This is a genomic window from Streptomyces griseorubiginosus, assembly GCF_017614965.1.
Lineage (GTDB): Bacteria > Actinomycetota > Actinomycetes > Streptomycetales > Streptomycetaceae > Streptomyces > Streptomyces griseorubiginosus_B.
Window position 1 is genome coordinate 1 of the sequence record NZ_WVUG01000037.1, and the last position, 16,914, is coordinate 16,914.

A 16,914-nucleotide genomic window follows, 5' to 3' on the forward strand; every position below is an offset into this window, starting at 1 on the left:
GGGCGGTGGTGGCGGCGGGCGGGTTCGCCGTGGTGGCTGTCGCGCCCGGGCCGTGGGTCGGGATGCTCGGGTTCACTCTGCTGGGGCTCGGGCTGTGTGTGCTGGTGCCGCAGACCTTCGCGGCCGCCGGGCGGCTGTTCCCGGGGGCGTCCGACGCGGCCGTGGCCCGGCTGAATGTGTTCAACTACGTCGGCTTTCTGATCGGGTCCCCGCTCGTGGGGGCGCTGGGGGACGCTTGGAGCTACCGCTGGGCGATGCTCGTGCCGATGGTGTTGGTGCTGGTGACCCTGGTCTACGCCCGCTCGTTCGCTCCCGCGTCGGACCGATACGGTGGCGGGCATGAGCGGCCGCGCACAGCTGATGTGGGACGAGGGAGTAACGGGCTATGACTTCGGTCCGGACCATCCGATGGATCCGGTCCGGCTCGCCCTGACCCGGCGGCTTGTCGACGCCTTCGGGCTCGACAAGGACGTCCATGTGGCGGCTGCCAAGCCCGCCGGGGAGTCGACCCTGCGGCTCGTCCACCGGGAGGACTACATCGCGGCCGTGAAGGCGGCCTCGGCGGATCCGGGGGCCGCGAACGGGGCGTACGGCCTCGGGACGATGGACGATCCCGCCTTCGCCGGGATGCACGAGGTGTCGGCGATGATCGCCGGGCAGTCGGTGGGGGCGGCGGAGGCCGTGTGGCGGGGTGAGGCGCTGCACGCCGTGAACTTCGCGGGCGGACTGCACCACGCCATGCCGGGCGGTGCGTCCGGGTTCTGCATCTACAACGACGCCTCGCTCGCGATCGCGCGGCTGCTGGAGCTGGGGGCCGAGCGGGTCGCCTACGTCGACGTGGACGTGCACCACGGGGACGGGGTGCAGGCGGCCTTCTGGGAGGATCCGCGAGTTCTGACGATCTCCCTGCACGAGCATCCGCGGACGCTGTTCCCGCAGACCGGGTGGCCGGAGGAGACGGGCGCGGACTCGGCGGAGGGGTCGGCGGTCAACGTCGCGCTTCCGGCGGGGACCGGGGACGCGGGGTGGCTGCGGGCTTTTCACGCGGTGGTGCCGGAGCTGATCGCGGACTTCCGGCCGCAGGTGCTGGTGAGCCAGCACGGGGCCGACACGCACTTCGAGGATCCGCTCGCGCATCTCGCCGTATCCCTGGACGCGCAGCGGGCCGTGCAGGTGGCCTGTCATGAGCTGGCGCACGAGTACGCCGACGGGCGGTGGGTCGCGCTGGGCGGCGGTGGTTATGCCGTGGTCGAGGTCGTGCCGCGGTCGTGGACGCATCTCGTGGGGATCGCGGCGGGGCGGCCGGTGGAGCCGGAGGCGACGATCCCGGAGGGCTGGCGGCAGGAAGTCTTCGCGCGGACCCGGCAGTTGGCGCCGGCGCGGATGACGGACGGGCGGTGGCCGGTGTCCTTCGCGGGCTGGGACCAGGGGTACGACCCCGCCGACCGCCTGGACCAGGCGGTGCTGGCGACCCGGCGGGCGGTGTTCCCGCTGCGGGGTCTGCTGGCGTAGCCGGCCCGGCGGGCCCGGCCGCGCCGTACAGGCCGTTACGCCAACTGTGCGGTGTTTGGCTGTTCGTGTGGTCCGGGCCGTGGCCGTCCGTCACCATCGCTGACGTGTGGAGCACCGGGGCCCTGCGAGCCCATCTGCTGGCCGCTCGTCTCGCCGGGGCCGTCGCCACCTCGCGGGAGGAGAGTCTGCGCAGTTATCGGCTTTTCGCCGCGCGGGATCCCCGGGTGCTGATCGGTCTCGATCCCGAAGGGACGTGGCGGGAGCGGGATGTGATCGGTTTGATGGCGGACAAGTGTGGGGTTTCGGGTGATCCTGCCCATGTTTCCGGTCATGATGTGATCGATCCGGAACGGACACTGGCCGCTCTGGACGCGTTCGCCGGGCGTCTGGCCGTGGTCGCCCAGCGTGGCGCTCCCGTGCTGCTCGGCACCGGACACCCGCACCGGCTGCTCGGCTTCTACGCAGCCTTGGCGGACGCGCTGTCGGCGGCGGGATGTGCCGTCCTCACACCGGCGCATGGTCGCCGTGTCGACATAACGACCCGGTTCGGTCTACGTACGTACAACCTTGAGTACGTACGAGGAGTCGCGCTCGTCCGGCGACCCGGTGCCTCTCGCCCCGGTTGTGCGACCGGCGCACACACGCACTCACCGCTCCCGGTTCGACTGGCGCTGATGGCGGCCGCGGAGGGCGGCGGGCCGCTGCCCGAGATCGTCGTCGGAGACCACGGCTGGGTCTGCGGGGCAGGTCAGCTGGGGTTCGAGGCCATCGGTCTCGCCGACACGGACGACCCCGCCCTGTTCGTGGGGGAGGCCGAGGGGCGCGTGTCCGTCGTCGTTCCACTTGATGACGCCGTGCGGTCCGCTTACTACCGGCCGCTGACCCGCTACGTACTCAATCGAGCGTGTCTGTCACAGTAGGCCTGCGATGGGTGCACCTCTTCCCCACTCGCATCACCCGCCCCTACATTGGGGAGTGAGCACGCAGCGACGAAGAGTCACCGGAAGGGGAAGCCGGTGGCCGTCGAGTGCGGAAGGTTCAGGTGTGTCATGGCTGCTGAGCAGAGGCCTCTGAGCGAGGTTCAGTTCCTTACCGTGGCGGAGGTCGCCTCGGTGATGCGAGTGTCGAAGATGACCGTGTACCGGCTGGTGCACAGCGGTCATCTGCCCGCGATCAGGGTGGGGCGGTCCTTCCGCGTCCCCGAGAACGCGGTTCACGAGTACCTCCGCGAGAGTTACGTGGGGGTGGAAACCGCCTGACGACGTGGCTTCGGGGGGATCCTCAGGGCACTTCGGGATCTCCCCCGGCAACCTCGATTACGACCTCAGCGCTCGGACCGGTAGGCTAGCCCCTCGTAGGTCGTGTGGGCCCATGGCGCCCAAACACCGAGTGATGAGAAGTGAGCGAGGGTAGTCGTGGGCTCTGTTATCAAGAAGCGGCGCAAGCGGATGGCCAAGAAGAAGCACCGCAAGCTGCTCAAGCGCACGCGCGTTCAGCGTCGCAACAAGAAGTAAGCGGCGCCGTAGAGCGTGTTCTGTGGCCCCCCACCAGACTGGGTGGGGGGCCACACGCATATGCGCTCCCGGCGTGTCGGTGCCTACGCACGCGATTCACATGGCTTGGTCTGTTCGTACGTCTGTGGATGTCGTTACTTCGTGCATTGGGCGGTCATCACAGCGCAACATCGACCCGCTAAGTTGGCCGCACACGGGGAACGCGGCAGGCTACGACTACCGGACGGTCTGGAAGGAAGGCGCTGATCTTGGGCAAGGTCGTGCTAGTGACCGGAGTGGCCCGCAGGCTCGGGGGCCGGTTCGTACGACGGATTCAGCGTGACCCGCAGGTGGACCGGGTCATCGCCGTGGACGCGGTCCCTCCCGAGCACCATCTCGGGGGCGCCGACTTCATCCAGGCCGACATCCGGCAGCCCGGCATCGCGCGGGTCCTCGCGGAGACCGCCGCCGACACGGTCGTACACCTGGACGTGACGGCGATGGCGCTGGGCAGTGGCAGCCGGACCACGGTCAAGGAGACCAACGTCATCGGCACCATGCAGCTGCTGGGTGCCTGCCAGAAGTCGCCGACGGTGAAGCGGCTGGTGGTGAAGTCCAGTACGAACGTCTACGGTTCCGCGTCGCGCGACCCGGCCGTGTTCACCGAGACGACCCCGCCCAAGTCGCTGCCCTCCGGCGGGTTCGCGAAGGACGCGGTCGAGGTCGAAGGGTACGTCCGCGGATTCGCGCGGCGGCGGCCGGATGTGGCGGTGGCCGTGCTGCGGTTCGCCAACATCCTGGGGCCGGCCGCGGACACCCCGCTCGCCTCGTACTTCTCGCTGCCCGTGCTGCCGACCGTGTTCGGCTACGACCCGCGGCTGCAGTTCGTGCACGAGGACGACGTGATGGAGGTGCTGCGGATCGCCTCGCACGAGCCGGAGCGCGGCACGCTCAACAGCGGCACCTTCAACATCGCCGGTGACGGCGTGCTGCTGCTGTCGCAGTGCTCACGGCGGCTCGGCAAGCCCACCGTGCCGCTGCTGCTGCCCGCCGTCACGTGGGCCGGCTCGCTGGTGCGTACGCTGGGAATGACGGACTTCTCGCCCGAGCAGATCCGGCTGCTGACGCACGGCCGGGTCGTGGCGACGGACCAGATGCGAGAGACGCTCGGCTTCAGGCCGAAGTACACGACCGCGGAGACGTTCGCGGACTTCGCCCGCAGTCACGGACCCGGACTGCTGCCGCCGGAGGCCCTCGCCGGGGCCGTCGACCGGATCGCCGCACTGCCCGTCCTGGGCGGTGGCCACCCCCCGACGCAGAGCGCCAACTGAGGAGCGCATCAACGATGGCGGACGCCAAGGTCATTCCGTTCGACGACGACCGGTCCCGCGGGAGCGCCGTGCAGCGGCCGACGCGGCGCCGGGGCGCGGGGAGCAGGCGCAAGAACACGGATTCCGCGCTGGTCGGTGAGGTCCAGCCCCTGCCGGGCATGGGTCCGGCGCAGGATGATGTCCCTGTGACGCGTGAGGAACAGCCGGCCGAGAAGCCGCGGGACGACGGTGGCCTCGAGCGCCGGATCGCCGGGGGGCTGGACTTCCTGCGCCGGCGCCTCACCGGCGACTACGAGGTCGACGACTTCGGGTACGACGAGGAGCTGACCGACCAGGTCCTGATGTCCCTGCTGCGCCCGGTGTACGAGAAGTACTTCCGGGTCGAGGTGAAGGGCGTCGAGAACATCCCGGCCGAGGGCGGTGCGCTGATCGTCGCCAACCACTCCGGGACGCTGCCGCTGGACGGCCTGATGATGCAGGTCGCCGTCCACGACCACCACCCCGCCGGCCGGCATCTGCGCCTGCTGGCCGCGGACCTCGTCTTCGTGCTGCCGGTGGTCAACGAACTGGCCCGCAAGCTCGGCCACACCCTGGCCTGCGCGGAGGACGCGGAACGGCTGCTCGGGCAGGGCGAGTTGGTCGGGGTCATGCCGGAGGGCTTCAAGGGCATCGGCAAGCCCTTCAGCGAGCGCTACAAGCTGCAGCGCTTCGGCCGTGGCGGCTTCGTCTCCACGGCCCTGCGCAGGGGCACACCGATCATCCCGTGCTCGATCGTCGGCGCGGAGGAGATCTACCCGATGATCGGCAACGCGAAGACCCTGGCCCGCTTGCTGGGCTTCCCGTACTTCCCGCTGACGCCGACCTTCCCGTGGCTGGGTCCCCTGGGTGCCATCCCGCTCCCGACCAAGTGGACGATCCAGTTCGGCGAGCCGATCCTGACGGACGGCTATCCGCCGGAGGCCGCCGAGGACCCGATGCTGATGTTCAACCTGACGGACCAGGTCAGGGAACAGATCCAGCACACCCTGTACAAGCTGTTGGTGCAGCGGCGGTCGGTGTTCTTCTGAACTTTCGGGGTTTCGAGTACGACAGTGGGGGCGCCCCTCCCAGGAGGGGCGCCCCCACTGTCGTACCGGCTAGGAGTTTGTTTCCTCGCCGTTGATGCCCAGGCCGGGGAGGATGCCCGGGAGGAGGGGTGGGATGGTGACGTCCGGGTTGGTCGTGGGGGACTTGGTCTCGGACGGGGAGGCGCTGCCGCTGGACTTGGGCGGGTCGAGCAGGCCGCCCGTGTTGCCGCCGAGCAGGCCGTCGTTGCCGGTCGACGCCGACTTGCTGGGGCCGCTGGAGTGGCCGGTCTCGGAGGTGCCGTCGCCGCCCGTGCCGGGTGCCGTCGAGCCGTGGCCGGAGCCGGACGTGCCCGTCGACGCCGTACCCGAGCCGTGCCGGCCGCTGTCGCCGTCCTGGGCCGGGGGCTGGGGGAGCAGCGACTGCAGCGGGGCGACCTCTTCGTCTATGGCGGCGAACACCGACGACACCTGCTCACTGACGTCCCCGAGCTGGACCGGCAGCTTGTCGCGCAGGGCGCCCCAGGCCTCGCGGTGGGAGCGGGAGAAGGCGGAGAGGGCCTGGATCGGGCCGAGCTGCTGCGGGTCGCGCTCGTACGCCTCGTGCAGCAGGCGGTGGCCCTCGCTCGCGTCGTGCGTCATGCCCGACAGGGTGCGCCGGATCTCGCCCAGGGACTCGTGGTCGAGATGGCCGCCGCGGCCGCGGTCGAGCAGCCGGCGGGCCTCGTTGAACCGGGTGGAGGCCAGGTCGAGATAGGCCTGGCCCTGCTCGTCGGCGCCGTCGGTGAGGTAGTTGAGCTTGAAGTCCTCGATGCCGCGCTTGAGGCCGTAGAGCGAGTCACCGGGCAGCGCGTCCGAGCTGGCGGCGGCGACCCCGCCGAAGGCTCCCGCGGCGACACCGACACTGAGCCCGCCCGCGGCGAGCCCCTTGGTCAGCCGGGATCGCGGACGCAGCTTGCCCAGCCCACTCGCCCGGTGCGAGCCCCGGGCGCGGTGGGAGCGCTGCTCGGGCACCGCAGCATCCGCCGCCTCGCCACCCGCGCCCTCCTGCAGCATGGCCTCGAACGCGGCCACCAGCCGGGCCCGCTGGACGACCTTGACCTCGGGGTCCAGCTCCGGCTTGGGCAGCTCGCCGAGGTCGACCACCAGGGCCAACAGCTCGGCCTGCTCGGTCCGCTCCGCCGCCGGTGGGGGCGATTCGGACTGCTCGGCCGCCGTGTCCCGGTCGGGCTGCTCGTCCAGGGCCTGGGCGAAGGCGTTCGCCCGCCGGTGCGCCGATACGTTCGCGATCACTGGCGGCACCTCCTCTCGTCATGACGGTCGACTCCCCAGGGGGTCCTGAGGGTTGCACGCCCCGACGACATCCACACGATCGGGCGATCGGAGTCGGCCGGGGAGTGACCACAGGGAGCCTGCATCCCGCACAACGAGCGGCGCGGCACTTGGGTTACGGACGGCGGATGAACGGATCGAGGAGTCAACGGACTTTCACTGTGGGCGAGTTGGGCGTCACTGAGGGTGCCGGTCGCGGTGCCGGCTCAGCGGGCGTCGTCCGGCAGAAGACGGGCGAGGGTGCGGACGGCCCGGTACTGGAGCGTCTTGATGGCGCCCTCGTTCTTGCCCATCACGCGCGCGGTCTCGGCGACGGACAGGCCCTGCAGGAAGCGGAGCGTGACGCACTCCTGCTGCTGCGGGTTCAGCCGGCGCACGGCGTCCAGCAGCGCGGCGTTCGACAGGGACTCCAGGACGGAGTCCTCGGGCGAGCGCTCGACCTCGTTGGCGTCGAGCATCTCGCCGGTGGTGACCTCCAGCCGGAAGCGGCTGGACTTGAAGTGGTCGGCCACCAGGTTGCGGGCGATCGTGACCAGCCAGGCGCCGAAGTCGCGGCCCTGCCAGGTGAACGTGCCGATGCGGCGCAGGGCGCGCAGGAACGTCTCGCTGGTGAGGTCCTCGGCGGTGGCCTTTCCGCCGACGCGGTAATAGATGTACCGGTAGACGGTGTCGCTGTACTGGTCGTAGAGGCGTCCGAAGGCGTCGGCCTCGCCGGCCTGGGCGCGCTCGACCAGGTCCATCATCCGCGCGCTGTCGCTGTCCGCGGCGGGACGGCGGACGGTGGTGGCACCGGCCGTACGACCGCGTCTGCCGACGGCGGCGCCGCCGTCCGCGAGCGCGTAGCACGGGCCGACGGGGGTGGTGGCTACGGCGAGAGCGGGGACGGCGTACGCGGTGGGGACGAAGTCGCGCAGCAGCCGTTGGACCGTTGCGCGCAGCGTAGCCAGGCCCGAGGCGTCAACCCCGACGTGTGAGGACACGGGACTCCCAGAGGCAGAGCTTCCATCACGTGCAGTGCGGGACCGTTCACCCGTCGTAGCGACGGAGGGGTACCGGTTTGCGTCTGAGGAGAATAACGCTTCGTGCAGGCGCTGCTACACCGAGTTGCTCAAATCATCGATTACGTCGCTTCTGTAACCGAATGACGCCCTGTCAAGTGCCGGAGAGTGACCGGTTGTTGATCGGAAAGGATCGGGTTGGGGGTGGGATCAGGGCGTGTTGTGGCTGTGCGCCGACAAGGGGACTGGAGGCGCGGGTTGGGGGGTACGCCTTGTGTTTTGGGTGCGGGGCCGTGGGGGCGCTCAGCGGCGGCGTCGGCTGATGGCGATCGCGGCTGCCGTGCCGCCCGCCACCGCGCCCACTCCCGCTGCCGCCGGGATGCCGACCTTCGCGGCCTTCCTGCCCGTCCTGTAGTCCCGTAGGCGCCAGTCGAGGTTTCGGGCGTGTTTGCGGAGCTTGGTGTCCGGGTTGATGGCGTAGGGGTGGCCCACCAGGGACAGCATGGGGATGTCGTTGTGGCTGTCGCTGTAGGCGGCGCAGCGGGAGAGGTCGAGGCCCTCCGCCGCGGCCAGGGCGCGCACCGCCTCCGCCTTCGCGGGGCCGTGCAGGGGCTCGCCGACCAACTTGCCCGTGTAGACGCCGTCGACCGACTCGGCGACTGTGCCGAGGGCGCCGGTGAGGCCGAGCCGGCGGGCGATCACCGTGGCGATCTCCACGGGGGCCGCTGTTACCAGCCACACCTTCTGGCCGGCGTCCAGGTGGGCCTGGGCGAGGGCGCGGGTGCCCGGCCAGATGCGCTCGGCCATGTACTCGTCGTAGATCTCCTCGCCGATCGACTGCAGTTCGGCGACGCGGTGGCCCTTGACGATGGACAGCGCGGAGTCGCGCGCCTCCTGCATGTGCTCGGGGTCCTCGACGCCGGCGAGGCGGAACCACGCCTGCTGCCAGGCGAACCGGGCGAGGTCGCGGGTCTCGAAGAACTTCCGCTTGTACAGGCCCCGGCCGAAGTGGAAGAGGGCAGCACCTTGCATCACGGTGTTGTCCAGGTCGAAGAACGCGGCAGCCTTGTCGTCGCCGAGGACCGGGAACTCCGGTTCCTCGTGGGGGACGTCCTGCGAGGACTTGCGCGCGGCCTCCGCCGAGGCCTCGCCTGCCAACACGCTCCGCGCCGTGGCGGAGCGCCTACGGGGAGTGAGCCATCCGAGAGCGGCCATGCCCGTGAGCATAGCCAGTTTGTTCGGTGGTTCCGGAGTCGAGAGGTTTGGAGGCTGTGAACACTGCACGACCGTGTCGTTAAACAGGCGGGACAATGGCCGACATGGCTTCCATCTTCCGGCGTAAGCCCGCTCCGCATGAGCGGTTGGTCACTCTCATCGGCAAGCCCGACTGCCATCTGTGCGAGGACGCGCAGCTCGTCGTGGAGAAAGTCTGTGACGAACTCGGCGTGTCCTGGGAGCAGAAGGACATCACCCAAGACCGCGCTCTGTACGACGAGTACTGGGAGCAGATCCCGGTCGTGCTCGTCGACGGGAAGCAGCACACGTTCTGGCGTGTCGACGAGGGCCGGCTGCGCCGGGAACTGACTGATTAGTACAAGGCGGCCCGGAAGTCGCTTAGGATCGACGGAGATCTGGTCTCGGGGGCGGGATTCGCGAGGAGAGTGTCGGTTTTGCCCCCTGGGATGCGCCTGGGACGTGAGTGCGTGACCCCGGTCACGTTGCCCGGGCAAATCGGACACCATCTTTGTGCACGCGTTCACAAAGACATAGCCTGCATTCGACGGGGCGGTCCAGGAACGTGTGACCGCCTGCAGCCCCGCTCTACCCGCAGGAGCACCGTGGCAACTGGCCGAACTCACCGACCGGCGACCCGTAGCCGAGGGATTCCCGAGGCCACCGTCGCCAGGCTTCCGCTGTACCTCCGAGCCCTGACCGCACTGTCGGAGCGCTCGGTACCCACGGTCTCCTCCGAGGAGCTCGCGGCCGCGGCGGGGGTCAACTCCGCCAAGCTGCGCAAGGACTTCTCGTACCTGGGCTCGTACGGCACCCGCGGTGTCGGCTACGACGTCGAGTATCTCGTCTACCAGATCTCCCGCGAGCTGGGGCTCACCCAGGACTGGCCGGTCGTCATCGTCGGTATCGGTAACCTCGGCGCCGCCCTGGCCAACTACGGCGGTTTCGCCTCCCGTGGCTTCCGGGTCGCCGCGCTGATCGACGCCGATCCGGCGATGGCCGGCAAGCCGGTCGCCGGGATCCCCGTGCAGCACACCGATGACCTGGAGAAGATCATCGAGGACAACGGCGTGTCGATCGGTGTGATCGCCACTCCCGCCGGTGCCGCCCAGCAGGTCTGCGACCGGCTCGTGGCCGCCGGGGTCACCTCCATCCTGAACTTCGCGCCGACCGTGCTGTCCGTGCCGGACGGTGTCGACGTGCGCAAGGTCGACCTCTCGATCGAGCTGCAGATCCTCGCCTTCCACGAGCAGCGCAAGGCCGTGGAGGAGGGCGCGGCGGCCGACGGTTCGCACCCGGCCGCCGCCCCGCGCGAGGACTCCGCCGAGCAGGGACCCGACGGGGACGTACCCGCCGTGATGCCGGCATGAGTCTCCTCGTCGTCGGGCTGAGCCATCGCAGCGCCCCGGTCAGCGTGCTGGAGCGGGCCGCGCTGGCGATGGACGCCCAGGTCAAGCTGTTGCAGGACACGGTCGCCGCGGAGCCGGCGAGCGAGGCGGCGGTGCTGGCGACGTGCAACCGGATCGAGTTGTACGCGGACGTGGACAAGTTCCACGCGGGTGTCGCCGAGCTGTCGACGCTGCTGGCGCAGCACAGCGGGGTGGGACTCGATGAGCTGACGCCCTATCTGTACGTGCACTACGAGGACCGTGCCGTCCACCATCTGTTCTCCGTGGCCTGCGGACTGGACTCGATGGTCGTCGGTGAGGGGCAGATCCTCGGGCAGATAAAGGACTCGCTGGCCAAGGCGCAGGATCTGCACACCGCCGGGCGACTGCTCAACGATCTGTTCCAGCAGGCGTTGCGGGTCGGGAAGCGGGCGCACTCCGAGACGGGGATCGACCGGGCCGGGCAGTCGCTGGTGACCTTCGGTCTGGAGCAGCTGGCCGCCGGTGCGGATGTGCGGGCGTGGGCCCGGGGGAAGAAGGCGCTGGTCATCGGGGCCGGGTCGATGTCGTCGCTGGCCGCGGCGACGTTGGCGCGGGCCGGGGTCGGTGAGGTGGTGATCGCGAACCGTACGGCTGATCGGGCCGAGCGGCTTGCGGAGATCCTCTCCGACGGGGGTGACAGCGGGGTTGCGGCTCGGGCGGTGTCGATGGAATCGGTGCCGGGTGAGCTGACACGTGCCGATGTTGTGGTGTCTTGTACGGGGGCCACTGGGCTGGTGCTGTCCGCCGAGGCGGTTGCTGCGGCGGTGTCTGGGCGGGTGCCGGATGCTGGCGCCGGCCGGGGGTTGGACGCGCAGCCCGGCGGTGGCGGGGTGCCGCCTGCGCCCACCCGTGCCGCCCTAGGCGGCACGAATGCCCGCAGCTTGAGCGGCGAGGGCGACGGCACGAATGCCCGCAGCCTGAGCGGCGAGGGCGATGAGAGCTGTCCGCTTGATCTGGCCCCCATACAGGCCGTCGCCGACTTCTCCGTGATCGGGGAAGGGGCCGTGGCCGGGATGGCTGCTGCTGAGCTTGAGCAGCATGCCGCCTGGGTGGACAACGCGCCTCGGCCGCAGACGGGCGGGGCCGGTGCCTCGTTCGATCCCGCGCAGGACGCCGACGCCATCGTCGCGCTGGCCGCGCTCGCCGCCACCGTCGGACGGATCCCGGAGCGGCGTAAGCCCGAACCCGTGGTCGGGCCGCCGCGGCCCGCGCCCGTGCTGTTCCTGCTGGACCTGGCCATGCCCCGGGACATCGACGCGGCCGTGCACCGGCTGGGCGGGGTGCGGTTGGTGGACATCGAGTCGCTGGCCGAGGCGTCCGCGGACGCGCCGATGGCGGCCGACGTCGACCAGGTGCGGCGGATCGTCGCCGACGAGGTCGCCGCCTTCGGGGCGGCGCTCCGGGCGGCCCACATCACACCGACCGTGGTGGCGCTGCGGACCATGGCCGCCGATGTCGTCGCGAACGAGATCGCGCGGCTCGAGGGGCGGCTGCCGGAGCTGGACGACAAGCACCGCGCCGAGATCACGCAGACCGTGAAACGTGTCGTCGACAAGCTGCTGCACGCGCCGACCGTACGGGTCAAGCAACTCGCGGCTGAGCCGGGCGGGGCTGGGTACGCGGACGCGTTGCGCACCCTCTTCGACCTGGACCAGGAGACGGTCGCGGCCGTCTCCCGCGCCGAGCGCGCCGACGACGAACCCGAGAACAGCAAGGACCGAGGGCCGGCATGAGTGACAGGACACTGAGACTGGGGACCAGGCGGAGCAGACTCGCCATGGCCCAGTCCGGGCAGGTGGCGGAGGCCGTGAGCCGGGTGACCGGCCGGCCCGTCGAGCTGGTCGAGATCACCACGTACGGCGACACCTCCCGCGAGCACCTCGCGCAGATCGGCGGCACCGGTGTGTTCGTCACGGCGCTGCGCGACGCGCTGCTGCGGGGTGAGGTCGACTTCGCGGTTCATTCGCTCAAAGACCTGCCGACCGCGCAGCCCGAGGACCTGGTCCTGGCCGCCGTACCGGAGCGTGAGGACCCGAGGGACGTCATCGTCGCCCGGGACGCGCTGAAGTTCACCGACCTGCCTCGCGGGGCGCGGATCGGGACGGGTTCGCCGCGGCGGATGGCCCAGCTGAACGCGTACGCGCGCGGGCACGGGCTCGACATGGAGACCGTGCCGATCCGGGGGAACGTCGACACCCGGATCCGGTACGTGCACGACGGCGAGCTGGACGCCGTCGTCCTGGCCGCCGCCGGCCTGAGCCGGATAGGCCGGATCGACGAGGTCACCGACTTCCTGTCGATAGACACGGTTCTGCCCGCCCCCGGCCAGGGGGCCCTGGCGATCGAATGCGCCGCGGACCACGCGGACCTGATCGCCGCGCTCGGCGAACTCGACGACCCGTTCACCCGGGCCGCCGTGACCGCCGAACGGTCACTGCTCGCCGCCCTGGAGGCCGGCTGCAGCGCCCCTGTGGGCGCGCTGGCCGACCTTCTGGCCGACGGGCAGATTGTCAAGGAAATGCGCCTGCGAGGCGTCGTCGGCACGACCGACGGCGTCCGTACGGTGCAGCTGTCCACCACCGGTCCCGTGCCCGAGACATACGACCAGGCAACGGCGCTCGGCCGTGAGCTCGCGGCCGAGATGCTTGCCCAGGGCGCGGCCGGTCTGATGGGGGAGCGAGCACAGTGAGCCCCACCACCCTTCCCACCGGCCTCGATCACGGGCACGTCACCTTCCTGGGTGCCGGACCCGGGGATCCGGGACTGCTGACTCTGCGCGCCGTGGAGGCGCTGGCGAACGCGGACGTCCTCGTCGCCGAGCACGACGTGCTCGACGTGGTGCGCCAGCACGCCAGGCAGGGCGTCGCCGAGGTGCACACGGACGGGGGTCCTTCGTCGGACCCTGTTCCGGGCACGGGCACACCTCAGCTGGCGGTCGTTGACGGCACGTCAACAACCGTTGGGGCCCCCGCGGTACGGGATGCCGCACATCTTGTCATGGAGGCCGCGCGGGGCGGCAGGCGGGTCGTCCGTGCGGTGTCCGGGGACCCCGGCCTGGACGCCTACGCCGCCGAGGAGATGCTGGCGTGCGTCCGTGAGGGCGTTCCGTTCGAGGTCGTGCCGGGTGTCGCCGCGGCCGTCGGCGTGCCCGCGTACGCCGGTGTGCCGCTGCGGGACGCCGAGGGCGCGGACGTGCGGTTCGTGGACGCCCGTACGGCCTCCGACCGGTGCTGGACGGAGGTGGGCGCCTCGGACGGCACGGTCGTCGTCTCCACGACGCTCGACTCGGTCGGCGCGGCGGCGGGCGAGCTGGTGTCGGCCGGCCGTAAGCCGGACACCCCGATGACCGTCACGGTCGCCGGTACGACCACCCGGCAGCGGACCTGGACCGCGACGCTCGGCACAGTCGCGCAGACGCTGAAGCAGGCGAAGGTGCTGCCCTCCCCGGACGGCGGCCGACCGGTGATAGCCGTGGTCGGTGAGCGTTCCGCCGCCGCCCAGCGCGACCAGCTGTCCTGGTTCGAGAACAAGCCGCTGTTCGGCTGGAAGGTTCTCGTGCCGCGGACGAAGGAGCAGGCGGCCTCGCTCTCCGACCAGCTGCGGTCCTACGGGGCCGTGCCGCACGAGGTCCCGACGATCGCCGTCGAGCCGCCGCGCACACCCCAGCAGATGGAGCGGGCCGTGAAGGGGCTCGTGACCGGGCGCTACGAGTGGATCGCGTTCACCTCGGTGAACGCCGTCCGGGCCGTGCGGGAGAAGTTCGAGGAGTACGGGCTCGACGCCCGGGCCTTCGCGGGGATCAAGGTCGCCGCGGTGGGCGAGCAGACGGCGAAGGCGCTGGTCGCCTTCGGTGTGAAGCCGGACCTGGTGCCGAGCGGGGAGCAGTCCGCGGCCGGTCTTCTGGAGGACTGGCCACCCTACGACCCGGTCTTCGACCCGATCGACCGGGTGTTCCTGCCGCGCGCCGACATCGCCACCGAGACCCTGGTCGCCGGGCTCATCGAGCTGGGCTGGGAGGTCGACGACGTCACCGCGTACCGGACCGTGCGGGCCTCGCCGCCGCCGGCGGAGACACGGGAGGCGATCAAGGGCGGCGGTTTCGACGCCGTTCTGTTCACGTCCTCCTCGACCGTGCGGAACCTGGTGGGCATCGCGGGCAAGCCGCACAACGTGACGGTGATCGCCTGTATCGGTCCGGCCACCGCGAAGACCGCCGAGGAGCACGGGCTGCGGGTGGACGTCATGGCCCCGGAGCCGTCCGTGCACAAGCTGGCGGAGGCACTCGCCGACTACGGCCTGCGCCGCCGTACCGCCGCGCTGGAGGCCGGGGACCCGGTGACCCGGCCGAGCGAGCGGCGGCCGGGGGCCCGGCGACGCCGGACGACCTGAGGAGTAGGTAAGGAGGTGGAGCGTCCCGTGCGGGGCGCTCCACCCGTTTCCGGTGCCGCCGGTGTGCGCTCGACACGGCGTCGGCAAAGTGGCCCCCGGGGCGGGCGTAGCGTAGAGGGCATGTCGAAGTACGGATCGTTTCCCGGTACCCGACCCCGTCGGCTGCGGACCACTCCCGTGATGCGGCGCATGGTCGCCGAGACGCGGCTGCACCCGGCCGACTTCATCCTCCCCGCCTTCGTGCGGGAGGGTGTGAGCGAGCCCGTGCCGATCGCCGCGATGCCCGGTGTCGTCCAGCACACGCGGGACAGCCTGAAGAAGGCGGCCGCGGAGGCGGTGGAGGCCGGGATCTCCGGGATCATGCTGTTCGGGGTGCCGGAGGAGTCGAAGAAGGACGCCATCGGGACGCCGGGCACCGACCCGGACGGGATCCTGCAGGTCGCCATCCGCGATGTGCGCGCCGAGGTCGGCGACGAGCTGTTGGTCATGTCCGACCTGTGCCTCGACGAGACGACGGATCACGGGCACTGCGGTGTGCTCGACGAGCAGGGACGCGTCGACAACGACGCGACGCTGGAGCGGTACGCCGAGATGGCCCAGGTGCAGGCCGACGCCGGCGCCCATGTCGTCGGCCCCAGCGGCATGATGGACGGGCAGATCGGGGTCATCCGGGACGCGCTCGACCAGATCGGCCGGGAGGACGTGGCCGTCCTCGCCTACACCGTCAAGTACGCCTCCGCGTTCTACGGGCCCTTCCGCGAGGCCGTCGGCTCCTCGCTCCAGGGGGACCGGAAGACGTACCAGCAGGACCCGGCGAACGTGGGCGACGCGCTGCGGGAGCTGGCGCTGGATCTTGAGGAGGGAGCCGACATGGTGATGGTCAAGCCCGCCGGGCCCTACCTCGACATCGTCGCGCGGGTCGCCGACAGCGTGGACGTGCCGGTGGCCGCCTACCAGATCTCCGGCGAGTACTCGATGATCGAGGCCGCCGCCGAGAAGGGGTGGATCGACCGCGACCGGGCGATCCTGGAGGCCCTCACCGGCATCAAGCGGGCCGGCGCGCGGAACATCCTGACGTACTGGGCGACCGAGGTGGCGCGAAAGGTGCGCTGAACCGGCAACGGTACGGAACAGATCAGGCCTCGAATCGGCCACCGACCGGCATCGGAACGCCTTCGGTTCGGCAACGGAAGCAACTCGATCGCGTGAACCCGCGTTGCCCGGCGAGCGATTCGCCGTGGTCGGTGATGGATCTTGGATGGATCTGTCCGTATTTCCGGGCACCCGCGGGGTGGTCACGGGGGTTTGTGGGCCGGTCACGCGGGATTGACGAGTTCTCGTCAGCGTCCCTACCTTCTGCGCTTGGCCTGATCCGTTCCGGATGGTCCGAACGTCGATCCCTGGGGGACGCACCATGAGCTGGTTTCTCGAAGTGCTGAAGAAGTACGCGGTGTTCAACGGGCGCGCGCGCCGCAAGGAGTACTGGATGTACACCTTGTTCGTCGGCATCATCTACGTGGTGCTGAGCGTGCTGTCCGTCGCGACGAAGTCGTCCGCGTTCTCGATCCTCCTGGTCATCTTCTGGCTCGCCATCCTGCTCCCCAGCCTGGCCGTCGGTGTCCGCCGGCTGCACGACACCGGCCGCTCCGGCTGGTGGCTGCTGTTCGGGATCGTCCCGCTCGTCGGCGGCATCACGCTGCTGGTCTTCACCTGCCTGGACAGCGAGCCGGGTCAGAACAAGTACGGCCCGAACCCGAAGGAGGCGCCGGTCTACGCCGGCTGATCTCCTCAGCGACCTCCGAGGCCGCCCGGCTCCCCGCCGGGCGGCCTCGTCGTGTGCGGGGGACCGGGGGCGTGCAGGGACCGGGCGTGACTGGTCGCCGGGCCCTCGTCCTTGAGGCCAGTGCCGTCCTGGCATCCCGTCAGGCCGAACGTGACGAGCGCGGCGAGGAGCAGGGCGGTGAGCGAGCGGCGGATGGCGGGCATGGTCGTGGGGGCCTTCTGTGGGGTGGCTGGGTGCGGGCCTCAGCCTGAGTGATGATCGCCCGCCGGCGCCACGGTCCGCGCGAGATTCGGGACGCCGAGGTGACGGGGTGACCTCTGACCTGCAGGGATGTCATTTCCCGCAGAGG

At 70.6% G+C, this 16,914-nt stretch carries 18 protein-coding genes; 14 read left to right on the top strand and 4 right to left on the bottom strand.

The features are described 5' to 3' along the window. The 7 genes from GRC12_RS10195 to GRC12_RS10225 form a co-directional block, all read left to right on the top strand. Positions 1 to 389, top strand: a 389-nt coding sequence (locus GRC12_RS10195; protein WP_208778875.1) for an MFS transporter, incomplete at its 5' end; no start/stop codon positions are given. Next, positions 340 to 1,512, top strand: a complete 1,173-nt coding sequence (locus GRC12_RS10200) for an acetoin utilization protein AcuC (protein WP_208778876.1) — start codon at positions 340 to 342, stop codon at positions 1,510 to 1,512. The genes GRC12_RS10195 and GRC12_RS10200, both read left to right, overlap by 50 nt. Before the next feature lie 104 nt (positions 1,513 to 1,616). After that, complete coding sequence (locus tag GRC12_RS10205; RefSeq protein ID WP_208778877.1) at positions 1,617 to 2,432, top strand: phosphatase; 816 nt, start codon at positions 1,617 to 1,619, stop codon at positions 2,430 to 2,432. Positions 2,433 to 2,561: 129 nt separating this feature from the next. Further along, on the top strand, positions 2,562 to 2,771 hold the full coding sequence (locus GRC12_RS10210; RefSeq protein ID WP_016437488.1) for a helix-turn-helix domain-containing protein: 210 nt from the start codon (positions 2,562 to 2,564) through the stop codon (positions 2,769 to 2,771). A gap of 156 nt (positions 2,772 to 2,927) precedes the next feature. Continuing rightward, positions 2,928 to 3,026 carry a 30S ribosomal protein bS22 gene (locus tag GRC12_RS10215; protein WP_003948845.1) on the top strand — a complete coding sequence of 33 codons (99 nt, stop codon included), beginning with the start codon at positions 2,928 to 2,930 and terminating at the stop codon, positions 3,024 to 3,026. Positions 3,027 to 3,274: 248 nt separating this feature from the next. After that, the gene (locus tag GRC12_RS10220; RefSeq protein ID WP_133043505.1) at positions 3,275 to 4,336 is read left to right on the top strand and encodes an NAD-dependent epimerase/dehydratase family protein; all 1,062 of its coding nucleotides are present in this window, start codon (positions 3,275 to 3,277) and stop codon (positions 4,334 to 4,336) included. Between the two features lie 14 nt (positions 4,337 to 4,350). After that, a complete protein-coding gene (locus tag GRC12_RS10225; protein ID WP_208778878.1) occupies positions 4,351 to 5,403 on the top strand; it encodes a lysophospholipid acyltransferase family protein in 1,053 nt (350 codons plus the stop codon). 69 nt (positions 5,404 to 5,472) lie between these two features. Here the strand turns inward: GRC12_RS10225 and GRC12_RS10230 are convergent, their stop codons facing one another. The 3 genes from GRC12_RS10230 to GRC12_RS10240 form a co-directional block, all read right to left on the bottom strand. After that, a complete protein-coding gene (locus GRC12_RS10230; RefSeq protein WP_208778879.1) occupies positions 5,473 to 6,693 on the bottom strand; it encodes a DUF5667 domain-containing protein in 1,221 nt (406 codons plus the stop codon). 245 nt (positions 6,694 to 6,938) lie between these two features. Further along, positions 6,939 to 7,712 (bottom strand): ECF subfamily RNA polymerase sigma factor, BldN family, encoded by a 774-nt coding sequence (locus GRC12_RS10235; protein ID WP_133043502.1) that lies wholly within the window; start codon positions 7,710 to 7,712, stop codon positions 6,939 to 6,941. A 321-nt stretch (positions 7,713 to 8,033) separates the two neighbouring features. Next, complete coding sequence (locus tag GRC12_RS10240) at positions 8,034 to 8,945, bottom strand: HAD family hydrolase (RefSeq protein WP_133043501.1); 912 nt, start codon at positions 8,943 to 8,945, stop codon at positions 8,034 to 8,036. Positions 8,946 to 9,040: 95 nt separating this feature from the next. Here GRC12_RS10240 and GRC12_RS10245 point away from each other — a divergent pair, with 95 nt between their 5' ends. The 7 genes from GRC12_RS10245 (at position 9,041) to GRC12_RS10275 (ending at position 16,565) form a co-directional block, all read left to right on the top strand. Further along, entirely contained in the window at positions 9,041 to 9,322 is a 282-nt protein-coding gene (locus GRC12_RS10245; RefSeq protein ID WP_208778880.1) for a glutaredoxin family protein, read from the top strand. A 246-nt stretch (positions 9,323 to 9,568) separates the two neighbouring features. After that, positions 9,569 to 10,333, top strand: coding sequence for a redox-sensing transcriptional repressor Rex (locus tag GRC12_RS10250; RefSeq protein ID WP_208778881.1), 765 nt, complete (start codon positions 9,569 to 9,571; stop codon positions 10,331 to 10,333). Further along, a complete protein-coding gene (locus GRC12_RS10255) occupies positions 10,330 to 12,126 on the top strand; it encodes a glutamyl-tRNA reductase (protein ID WP_208778882.1) in 1,797 nt (598 codons plus the stop codon). The genes GRC12_RS10250 and GRC12_RS10255 overlap by 4 nt, the downstream gene beginning before the upstream one ends. Further along, a complete protein-coding gene (hemC, locus tag GRC12_RS10260; protein ID WP_208778883.1) occupies positions 12,123 to 13,082 on the top strand; it encodes a hydroxymethylbilane synthase in 960 nt (319 codons plus the stop codon). The genes GRC12_RS10255 and hemC overlap by 4 nt, the downstream gene beginning before the upstream one ends. Next, positions 13,079 to 14,782, top strand: a complete 1,704-nt coding sequence (locus GRC12_RS10265; protein ID WP_208778884.1) for a uroporphyrinogen-III synthase — start codon at positions 13,079 to 13,081, stop codon at positions 14,780 to 14,782. The genes hemC and GRC12_RS10265 overlap by 4 nt, the downstream gene beginning before the upstream one ends. Before the next feature lie 120 nt (positions 14,783 to 14,902). After that, positions 14,903 to 15,895 (top strand): porphobilinogen synthase, encoded by a 993-nt coding sequence (hemB, locus tag GRC12_RS10270; protein ID WP_208778885.1) that lies wholly within the window; start codon positions 14,903 to 14,905, stop codon positions 15,893 to 15,895. Between the two features lie 301 nt (positions 15,896 to 16,196). Then, positions 16,197 to 16,565: a DUF805 domain-containing protein gene (locus tag GRC12_RS10275; RefSeq protein WP_208778886.1), complete on the top strand. Its 369-nt coding sequence runs from the start codon at positions 16,197 to 16,199 to the stop codon at positions 16,563 to 16,565. Between the two features lie 5 nt (positions 16,566 to 16,570). Here GRC12_RS10275 and GRC12_RS10280 read toward each other — a convergent pair whose 3' ends face one another. Continuing rightward, a complete protein-coding gene (locus GRC12_RS10280) occupies positions 16,571 to 16,768 on the bottom strand; it encodes a hypothetical protein (RefSeq protein ID WP_208778887.1) in 198 nt (65 codons plus the stop codon). Between the last annotated feature and the right edge of the window lie 146 nt (positions 16,769 to 16,914).

Excerpts from the sequence above, each read along its gene's own strand:
- GRC12_RS10255 (WP_208778882.1), top strand. The coding sequence starts at position 10,330 with ATGAGTCTCCTCGTCGTCGGGCTGAGCCATCGCAGCGCCCCGGTCAGC.
- GRC12_RS10200 (WP_208778876.1), top strand. The coding sequence starts at position 340 with ATGAGCGGCCGCGCACAGCTGATGTGGGACGAGGGAGTAACGGGCTAT.
- GRC12_RS10225 (WP_208778878.1), top strand. The coding sequence starts at position 4,351 with ATGGCGGACGCCAAGGTCATTCCGTTCGACGACGACCGGTCCCGCGGG.
- GRC12_RS10275 (WP_208778886.1), top strand. The coding sequence starts at position 16,197 with ATGAGCTGGTTTCTCGAAGTGCTGAAGAAGTACGCGGTGTTCAACGGG.
- GRC12_RS10240 (WP_133043501.1), bottom strand. The coding sequence starts at position 8,945 with ATGGCCGCTCTCGGATGGCTCACTCCCCGTAGGCGCTCCGCCACGGCG.
- GRC12_RS10245 (WP_208778880.1), top strand. The coding sequence starts at position 9,041 with ATGGCCGACATGGCTTCCATCTTCCGGCGTAAGCCCGCTCCGCATGAG.
- GRC12_RS10210 (WP_016437488.1), top strand. The coding sequence starts at position 2,562 with ATGGCTGCTGAGCAGAGGCCTCTGAGCGAGGTTCAGTTCCTTACCGTG.
- hemB (WP_208778885.1), top strand. The coding sequence starts at position 14,903 with ATGTCGAAGTACGGATCGTTTCCCGGTACCCGACCCCGTCGGCTGCGG.
- GRC12_RS10280 (WP_208778887.1), bottom strand. The coding sequence starts at position 16,768 with ATGCCCGCCATCCGCCGCTCGCTCACCGCCCTGCTCCTCGCCGCGCTC.
- hemC (WP_208778883.1), top strand. The coding sequence starts at position 12,123 with ATGAGTGACAGGACACTGAGACTGGGGACCAGGCGGAGCAGACTCGCC.